This is a genomic window from Bacillus sp. BML-BC051 (assembly GCF_019656175.1).
GTDB classification, from domain to species: domain Bacteria; phylum Bacillota; class Bacilli; order Bacillales; family Bacillaceae_G; genus Bacillus_A; species Bacillus_A mobilis.
Genome location: NZ_BPLI01000113.1, coordinates 1 through 8,907 on the forward strand (window position 1 = coordinate 1; position 8,907 = coordinate 8,907).

The window sequence follows — 8,907 nt, forward strand, 5'->3', positions numbered from 1 at the left end:
TCACTTCTTCACCATCTTTTCTAAATCTTAATTTAAATTAATTATAATAAAAATAAAATTCTAAATAAATAATAATTTTATTCATTCTTACAAAATTATTAACTTTCCATAATTAAAAAGGTTTTCATTTTCTATTACCGAAAGTATAGTGCGGTAGAACAAAATTTATATTTGGAGGTTAGAAGTATGTCTAAAATTGAAACTCCTGTTATGTCTTCTTTGCAAACAACGGTTGAAAAAATGATGAAGGATTTAAAGGTTCCTGGCGCTGCTGTAGCTGTTATAAAAGACGGTGAAGTTATTATTTCAGAAGGTTTCGGCTATCGAAATATAGAAACAAAAGAAGCTGTTACACCGAGTACTCGGTTCGCAATTGGTTCCTCAACGAAAGCTTTTGGGACACTTTCATTAAGCTTGTTGGCACAGCAAACAAAGTTTAATTGGGATACTCCTGTCCAGACTTATATACCTAACTTCTCTTTATCTGAACTACTTGCTAGCTCACAAGTTACAGGACGAGACTTAGCTTCCCATCGCACTGGGGTTAGTCGTCATGAGGCTCTTTGGTACAGCTCTTCCTTATCTCGAAAAGATCTCGTTGAAAAAATAAAACATTTACAACTTGATGCACCGTTCCGCACAGCATTTCTTTATAACAACTTAATGTATGCAACAATTAGCTACATTGTAGAAAACATTACGAATCAAACGTGGGAGCAATACGCTACAGAACATATTTTAGAACCTTTAAATATGAGACATACAAATTTCTCTGTTACAGATTCACAAACTACAGATGATTATGCTTTACCTTACGTTGAAAATGACGGTGAAATAAAAGAAGTTCCATTCCATAACATCGATACAGTCGGCGCTGCTGGATGTATTAATTCTACAATTGAAGATATGGCAAATTGGGTACTTCTTCACTTAAACAAAGGGAAATTTGGAGACCATGAATTAATCTCCTCTGAATTATTACAACAAATGTATACACCACATAATTCCATTCCAGATCAACCAGTTTTATCACTTCCTGAATCTCCATTAAATAGTTACGGCCTTGGTTGGTTTATTAGCGCTTATCGTGGTAAAAAGGTTATTCATCATGGCGGTAATATTGATGGATTCTCAGCGCTTGTTTCATTCATGCCAAATGAAAATGTAGGTCTTGTTATATTAACGAATGCTGGAGGTACATTACTTCCTATTTATCTAGCAAATCAAATTTACGACGGGCTACTCGGATTAGAAACTATCGACTGGCATAAACGTGCTGTAGAAGATACTGAGAAAATGAAGGAAATGATGAAAGAAGCCACTGAATCACTTCCTGAACAAATTAAAGGGACTACACCTTCTCACAAATTAGAGGATTATACTGGTACTTTTGAACATCCTGCATATGGAACATTACAAGTATACAAACGAGATAATTCGTTATTTGTACAATTTATGGAGATGGATATTCAATTAGCTCATCATCATTACGACATCTTCTCTGCAAAAGTTGACTTATTCCAAATGAAGATGAGTCTATTATTTGCATATGAAATGGATGTGAAAGGTAAATTCCCATCCCTTCAGTTACATGTACCAGCTATGTTAAGTACGCAGCCGCTTGCATTTAAGAAAATTAAATAAATATTTTAATAGAGGGACGATAACACATCCCTCTATTCCTCTTTTCTCTATGCAAAAAAGGATAATACGTAAAGGGTACAGAATTCTATTATTTAACTAATTAAATTATCTGGAGGAAAAGCTGTGTACACAGAAATTTTCAAAGAAGTTGTTTCGATTACTCATCACGATTATTCCGGTTGTATTGATAAAAAAGGATGGGACGATCCTACTACTTATTTACAGACAATCGAGAAATTAGAGAAACACGGAGAACTGACACCAGTTCATTTCACTGAAATTGTACGTGATTACTTACTAGACTTTAAAGATAATCATATGTTTTTCAAAATGTACTCTAACAATCAACCACTTAACAGTGTTGGCTTCCAAGTGAAAAGATACGAAGATCGCCTATATATTACATCCACTTCACACGAAGTAAGAGTGAAAAAAGGACAGTCTATACTAGCATTAGATAATATGAAAATTCCTGAGCTATTAATAAAATATAAGAAGTATTTAAATGAAGCTACATATGAACGAGAAAAATGGGATTATGTTTTATTAAAATCGTCAAATTGTACACTTATAGATGAAGATGGATCGACTCAAACAATTACTTTACAAAAGTATAAACAAAATGAATACACGCCTATTCATTCATTTAAACAGCATAATAAAGATACACTTTTAATTACTTTGACAGATTTCGCAAACACTGAAGCTATTAATAAATTATTAGACTCACACAAAAATGAGCTAAATTCTTTTCCCAATTTAATTATTGATGTGCGTTTGAATCGTGGTGGAAGTGATGATGCATTTTTTAAATTGCTTCCTTACATATTCAAAGACAAAGAGATTTCCCTTTTCGATTCTTCAGATACAATGCAATTAAATCATACGGAACGAAACTTTCATTTACGTATGAAAGACATCGAAATGGAAGATTATGATTCTTTAGACGAACTTTCCAAAATATTCACAGATATATTTATTCAAGATTTAAAAAAGAATTATAAAAAAGGGTTCGTTACATTTGATCCTTCTGAATTACCAAAAGAACTTCAATCATTAACAATACACGGTAGAAAATCACCTACTAGAGTAGTGATATTAACAGATGTTACATGCGGAAGTTCTGGTGATTCTTTTGTAGAAGTTGCAAAAAAATCATCGAAAGTAAAAGTGATAGGTCGTCCTACTGCTGGTTTAAATGATTATTCTAATTTAGCGGTAATGAAATGGGCTGATACATTCGCTCTTTATTACCCTACTTCACGGCTTTCTATTATAGATAAAGGCGAAGGAATGTCCGGAATTGGTATACAACCACATATACATATCCCATGGACTCCGGAACATATACAAGAAGATATAGATGTAAAGTTAGCATTACAACTGCTTCAAAACGAAGAATGGTAAAAAATAAAGGTAGATGTGAATCACACCTACCTTTTCTATTTCATATCAATCTTTTCTGGTTGAAACCAAATTGGCTTTAATAACTCAAAGTTTTTATGATCCTCTAAAACGATAGTAAGGCGTTCTAACGTATCATCTAACATATGTGGTGCTGCTCGTAATGACCAGACAACTGATGAGAAAACCGTCATGCCAACATATACCGCATATAAATTCCAGAACTCCTCTGGTATTTTCCCATTAAAGTAGCCTTCTATTTGTCCGATTGAATACGGAATACTAATGTCTCTTGCAAATAGTGCAATCTTTACGAAATCATGAAGTGGGTCGCCCCAGTCATAGCCATTAAAATCAACAACACCTACATATTTCCCATCTCGCACAATTATATTTTCTAAATGAAAATCATCGTGTTGAAATCGATTTGGGCGGTTCTTTAAATATTTTTCATTTTCATCTATAAACTTTATGATTTTATCATCATTTTTTATTTTTATTCCACATGTTTTATATGCCTCTACATATTTTTGGTGTTTTTTCATTGCTCTTTCATACCATGGAAGAATATCCTTAGAAGCTTCATATGTATGCATTTTTGCTAAATCTTTTCCTGCCTCTATACCAATCTCATATTGTTCTTTTGGTGAATACGTAGGCAATAGCTTCTTCGCATCTTCCCCTTCTATATATGAGAAAATACTATATACACCTTCTTCTTCCAATACACCTATTTCAATCGGCCTTTGTGCCTGTACGTTACGTTTTACCATTTCATTTAAAATTTGAAATTCTATTTTCCTTCTTTCATACTCTTGTATATCGCCAATCCGTAACAAATATTTTTCATTATCAATTGTCGTAACTATATATTTCTTATCAGGAGAGAAACCTTTAGAAATTTCTTCAATATTCGCTGCATCTTTTATTATTTGTATATTATTTTGACATGCTGTAATTGTTTTCATTTTTATTCCCCTTACGATTTCCTCGACTACTTCCTTAAAATATATTTCACTTTCTCCCGTACTATATGATACTACATTTACCTTTCTTCATCCAATTATGGAAAAAAACATATCATAATTAGAAATAGACTCCTCTAATTTGCTACCCAAAATTCAATATGATGAATACCTGCTCGTAGTATATTCATATTAAGAATATGCCCCTTGCACTACTTGCACAATTTCCATCGGTGTATTGACCATATAATCTGGTGCATCTTTTTTCACTGTTTCAATAACATCATACCCCCAAGATACCCAAATTACGTTCACCCCAGCCTTTTTACATGCTGCTACATCTCGCTGTTCGTCACCAACGTATAACATATCTTTCTCTGTTATCTTTTTGGATTTTAAAAACCTTTTTATCATTTTATCTTTCCCGAACAAATTTTTTGAACAATACACTTCTTGAATATTTTCTATATCATTATTGTGTAAAAATGCCCGAATATGCTCTTCTGAGTTCGATGATATGACTGCAATCCCGTAACCTTTTTTATGTAGTTCATCTAATACATCCTTCATCCCATGGAACAAAATAAGATCTTTTATAGCAGGTTGATACAATTTATAAAACTCAAGTGCTAATATCGGTAGTTTATACAGTGGTACATCGAGTTGTTTACATCGCTCTGGCATCGTTAATTTACGTAAATACTCAATTTCTTCTTCCCTTACCGTTTTATATCCGTGCTTTTCAGCAAGTTGATTATAAATTGGTACAAATATATTTTGTGAATCTACTAATGTGCCATCAAAGTCAAAAACAATATACTTTTGCATTCCCATACTCCCTTTGCTTCTTTTTCTAAACCTATCTTATTCAACACCGTAGTTGTCTTACCCTTCTATATACATAAAAAAGAACAAGATTTTCTCTTGTTCTTTTTAAGAAAGCCACTTTGGCGGTACATTCGTATTCCAATAAATATTTCCTAATTCATGGTGTCCAGAGTACCCATCATCAAAACGGTGATAGTGGAAATTAAAATAATAACCATCTTGCGGTGGATGATCTCTTCTTACATGAAATCGCAATAAGTCATTTCCTGATTTCGTGTCATACACATGAAAAATCTTTTCATTATTTCCGCCAGCTGGCCTTTGAGAAATCGCTAATGATTGCAATGACTCCTCTGGCACATCACTTGCAAGCTCAGCAATTGCCTCTTCAATTTTCGGTAATATTACATCTTTAAACTCATCTTCAATTACTGGACCAATTTTAGTGCCAAACTTTTGCATCGACTGCTTCTCTGCTTCTTGCATTGCGTACGTAATAAAAGTATCAGTGGTTAACCTGTCATTCGTTTCTTCATATGTATAGGACGTACTCTCCAAATTTTGTTGCCCAGCTGTGCTCGTAGGCTTGTCCGCAGCTTTGGCATTATCAAGCAATATGGAAGGAGGCGTCACTAAACCAAATGTAAATACGGTAATTAATGCGACTAAGGTTTTTCTAAACCAATTTGGCATGTATGTTCCCTCCCCTTTCACTCATTATGTTTTATAAAACGGTTGTTCCTTCTATTATACAAAATGATTGTAATTTTTGCACTTTACAATTTTGTTAACGTTCACATATTTTTCACTTGAATATGAAATTGTAAGATTTCATACAATATAAGTACAACAACAATGAGGAGGCAATCCGATGACTTTAGACGTCATGTATTCCGCCGCAAGCATACTCGTTTTAGTATATTTTCTTTATCAATGTGTGACAGATTAGAAAAAGAGCCGTTTAGCGGCTCTTTTTCTATGGTAAAAATACAATCCAACCAATCCATACTATAAAAAGAATCCCGGCAATTACAGCTAGTAATAAATAAAAATGAGAAAGGATAACTATTCCATACAAAAGTAGTACTGGAAGTAATAAATAGCGATCTGCCTTCCATCTTAATAATAGTAATTTTCCTTCATCACAATATAAATGAAGAAACATTTTTTTCGTAAATTCATTCCAATAATCGCGCGCATAACGAGAAATTGCAACTAAAGTAAATGCAAGAATAATAGCTGCAATCCACCTCGGACTCATAATAATACTGACAGTGCTTATACATAGAATTTGAATATAGAATATTCGTGCACTACTTGTACGGAAAAATTCTTTTAAAAAGGATTCAACAATACGAGATTCCTTTTTCTTCCCTAAAAACTTTTTAGAACGCGGAAACATCCACGGTTTTTTATTCGAACTACTCGGTTTAGCTGTATGACCACCAACTTGCATAATCCCACTTGTCCAGCGCATACTTTCTTCTTTCTCTTTCTCAACTTCTTTAAAAAAGCAATTTTTATAATTCAATTTTTCTTTTATCAATACGATAATTAGTAAAACTGCTAGACCGATACTTAGTATAGAATAAAATGGATTTTTATAAATAAGAAGCAGACTCACTCCAAAAAAGGTTAAACTTATAGAAAACATTACATTTTTTATAATCCATAGTAGCCATCGTTTCCCCACACGTACATGAATAAATCTCGTTAATAACGACAACAGAAATCGAAACACAGTAAAAAACAGCCAAAATAATACGACTTGTATCTTCGTCACTCCGATACTTTTCATCAACACTGGTAACATAGCAACTACTACTATTACATTCGTTATCGCTATTCGAATAAACGTATATGTCATGCCATACTGGATTAACTTTTGCATGTGAGCGGGATACGAAATTAAAAATAAACTATCCGCTTGTTCAAAAAATGAACGAACTCCTCTTGAATATGTAATCACATAAAATGCGAATAGACCTAATCCGAAATAAACTGTCTCTTCCATCGATAATTCTTCTATCCATAGTGAACGATAATAAATTCCCATAAATATAAGTGCAGGAATAATAATATATAGCGCAACTGTCCAATCAGTTATAGAACGTATGGACTTCCATTTACGCCTCACTTCATAACGCAATCTTTTATAAAATTGTTGTTTAATCATGTTGTTCACGCCTTACGATTACATCAAAGCAGTCTAATAATGAACTCCCTGGCATTTCCGCTAACGTTTGGATTGCTTCTAAATGTCCATCTGCGACTAATGTACCTTGTGAAATGAGTAAAAATCTCTCACAAATTCTTTCAGCTGTGTCTAATACGTGCGTACAAAGTAATATACCTGCGCCGCGTTCTTTCTCTTTATATAAATAACTTAAAAACTCTTTCGTAGCTACTGGATCTAAACCGATAAAAGGTTCATCAATGATATAAAAATCCGGTTCAGTTAAAAATGCCAAAATGAGCATTGATTTTTGTTTCATGCCTTTTGAAAACTTTGATAAATACTCATGTTTATGTTTATCCATTCGAAACATATGTAATAACTCGTCCGCTTTCCTTTTCCAGCTTCCTACCTCATTCTCACGAGCAGCCATTAATAGTTCAATATGTTCCCATAGCGTTAAATAATCATAATATGTCGGATGCTCCGGCACATATGCATAAGGGTTCTTTTTTTCACCGAATGATATTTCACCATTCATATTTACAAGTAAACCGAGCATCGTTTTAATCGTCGTACTCTTCCCAGCACCATTCGCACCAATAAGTGCAACTAATTCACCTTTTTTAATTGAAAAAGCAATATCATGAATTGTCTTCTCCCCTATATCATATCCGGCAGAGCGGATATTCACGTCTAACATACATTCCCCTTCTTTCCATTTCCAATACAATCAAGGAAAAGAATAACATATAACTATCTAAATATCATTATAAAATATTTATTTTCATAGCAGGAATAAATAATTTTTAACAGAATATTTAATGTTTGATTACATTTTATTGGAGTGAATTATATGTCTTTTCAAATTCGCGAAGCTACGATAGACGATATAGATGCACTTTGTTCTTTAACAAAAGAATTAAAAGGTTCCTCTATTTCCTATGAAGATATGAACAACCGATTGCGATTCGTAAAAATGAGTCCTTTTGATTTTTTATATGTTTATGAAGAAGAAGACACTATATACGGATTACTTGGGTTTCGTATACGTGAAAATTTAGAAGATATAACTCGTTATGGGGAAATTTCAATTATTAGCGTTGATTCTACAATACGACGAAAAGGCATTGGACAAGTATTAATGGATTATGCAGAACAATTAGCCAAAAAACATAATTGTATTGGTACATGGCTAGTTAGTGGAACAAAAAGAGTAGAAGCACATCCTTTTTATAAAAAATTAGGATATGAAGTGAATGGATATCGATTTGTAAAACATTTTTAAAATACTTATAAATAGAAAGGACTAAAACTATGACAAACATCGAAGCTATTTTTATTGATCGTGACGGTACAATTGGCGGTGACACTACAATACATTATCCTGGATCTTTTACATTATTTCCTTTTACAAAAGCAGCTCTGCAAAAACTAAAATCTCGTAATATAAAAATTTTCTCTTTCACAAACCAGCCAGGTACCGCAGACGGGATAGCGACTGTTGCTGATTTTGCACAAGAATTAAAAGGGTTCGGCTTTGATGATATTTACGTATGTCCTCATAAACACGGTGATGGTTGTGAATGCCGCAAACCCAGTACAGGTATGCTGCTGCAAGCAGCCGAAAAATATGAGCTCGATTTAACAAAATGCGCTGTAATTGGTGATCGCTGGACTGATATTGTTGCAGGAGCAACTGTACATGCGACGACGATATTAGTTCGAACAGGCGCTGGACATGATGCTTTACATACGTACCGTCACAAATGGGCACATATTGAGCCGAACTACATTGCAGAAAACTTTGAAGATGCTACAAATTGGGTTTTAAATCAACTATAATACAAATGAAAAGAGACGTTTTCACTGAACTGAACCCTATAAAAT

General features: G+C 33.4%; 9 protein-coding genes and 1 pseudogene. 4 read left to right on the forward strand and 6 right to left on the reverse strand.

The window, feature by feature from the left end; all coding sequences use genetic code 11:
* The first annotated feature begins 186 nt into the window (after positions 1-186).
* Positions 187-1,644: a serine hydrolase gene (locus tag K5S59_RS28995; protein ID WP_000034313.1), complete on the forward strand. Its 1,458-nt coding sequence runs from the start codon at positions 187-189 to the stop codon at positions 1,642-1,644.
* Between the two features lie 123 nt (positions 1,645-1,767).
* Positions 1,768-3,051, forward strand: a complete 1,284-nt coding sequence (locus K5S59_RS29000) for a S41 family peptidase (protein ID WP_120449944.1) — start codon at positions 1,768-1,770, stop codon at positions 3,049-3,051.
* Positions 3,052-3,086: 35 nt separating this feature from the next.
* Here K5S59_RS29000 and K5S59_RS29005 read toward each other — a convergent pair whose 3' ends face one another.
* From K5S59_RS29005 to K5S59_RS29030, 6 genes and pseudogenes are all read right to left on the reverse strand, one after another.
* Positions 3,087-4,016: an aminoglycoside phosphotransferase family protein gene (locus K5S59_RS29005; protein ID WP_000849643.1), complete on the reverse strand. Its 930-nt coding sequence runs from the start codon at positions 4,014-4,016 to the stop codon at positions 3,087-3,089.
* A gap of 5 nt (positions 4,017-4,021) precedes the next feature.
* Positions 4,022-4,204: pseudogene (locus K5S59_RS29010) on the reverse strand (VOC family protein); the annotation flags it as partial.
* Position 4,205: 1 nt separating this feature from the next.
* The gene (locus K5S59_RS29015) at positions 4,206-4,841 is read right to left on the reverse strand and encodes an HAD family hydrolase (protein ID WP_001174998.1); all 636 of its coding nucleotides are present in this window, start codon (positions 4,839-4,841) and stop codon (positions 4,206-4,208) included.
* Between the two features lie 105 nt (positions 4,842-4,946).
* Positions 4,947-5,534, reverse strand: coding sequence for a YpjP family protein (locus tag K5S59_RS29020; RefSeq protein WP_001134419.1), 588 nt, complete (start codon positions 5,532-5,534; stop codon positions 4,947-4,949).
* 283 nt (positions 5,535-5,817) lie between these two features.
* A complete protein-coding gene (locus K5S59_RS29025; protein ID WP_098259055.1) occupies positions 5,818-7,017 on the reverse strand; it encodes an ABC transporter permease in 1,200 nt (399 codons plus the stop codon).
* On the reverse strand, positions 7,010-7,720 hold the full coding sequence (locus K5S59_RS29030; RefSeq protein WP_000887840.1) for an ABC transporter ATP-binding protein: 711 nt from the start codon (positions 7,718-7,720) through the stop codon (positions 7,010-7,012). Before K5S59_RS29030 ends, K5S59_RS29025 begins: the two co-directional genes overlap by 8 nt.
* A gap of 153 nt (positions 7,721-7,873) precedes the next feature.
* Here K5S59_RS29030 and K5S59_RS29035 point away from each other — a divergent pair, with 153 nt between their 5' ends.
* Together K5S59_RS29035 and K5S59_RS29040 are read left to right on the forward strand one after the other, a co-directional pair.
* Positions 7,874-8,305, forward strand: a complete 432-nt coding sequence (locus K5S59_RS29035; protein ID WP_000009787.1) for a GNAT family N-acetyltransferase — start codon at positions 7,874-7,876, stop codon at positions 8,303-8,305.
* 29 nt (positions 8,306-8,334) lie between these two features.
* Positions 8,335-8,862, forward strand: coding sequence for an HAD-IIIA family hydrolase (locus K5S59_RS29040; RefSeq protein ID WP_220784118.1), 528 nt, complete (start codon positions 8,335-8,337; stop codon positions 8,860-8,862).
* Positions 8,863-8,907: the final 45 nt, after the last annotated feature.

What these genes read in the sequence shown, in the direction of transcription:
- K5S59_RS28995 (WP_000034313.1), top strand. Translation starts at nt 187, where the DNA reads ATGTCTAAAATTGAAACTCCTGTTATGTCTTCTTTGCAAACAACGGTT.
- K5S59_RS29040 (WP_220784118.1), top strand. Translation starts at nt 8,335, where the DNA reads ATGACAAACATCGAAGCTATTTTTATTGATCGTGACGGTACAATTGGC.
- K5S59_RS29030 (WP_000887840.1), bottom strand. Translation starts at nt 7,720, where the DNA reads ATGTTAGACGTGAATATCCGCTCTGCCGGATATGATATAGGGGAGAAG.
- K5S59_RS29005 (WP_000849643.1), bottom strand. Translation starts at nt 4,016, where the DNA reads ATGAAAACAATTACAGCATGTCAAAATAATATACAAATAATAAAAGAT.
- K5S59_RS29015 (WP_001174998.1), bottom strand. Translation starts at nt 4,841, where the DNA reads ATGCAAAAGTATATTGTTTTTGACTTTGATGGCACATTAGTAGATTCA.
- K5S59_RS29025 (WP_098259055.1), bottom strand. Translation starts at nt 7,017, where the DNA reads ATGATTAAACAACAATTTTATAAAAGATTGCGTTATGAAGTGAGGCGT.
- K5S59_RS29020 (WP_001134419.1), bottom strand. Translation starts at nt 5,534, where the DNA reads ATGCCAAATTGGTTTAGAAAAACCTTAGTCGCATTAATTACCGTATTT.
- K5S59_RS29035 (WP_000009787.1), top strand. Translation starts at nt 7,874, where the DNA reads ATGTCTTTTCAAATTCGCGAAGCTACGATAGACGATATAGATGCACTT.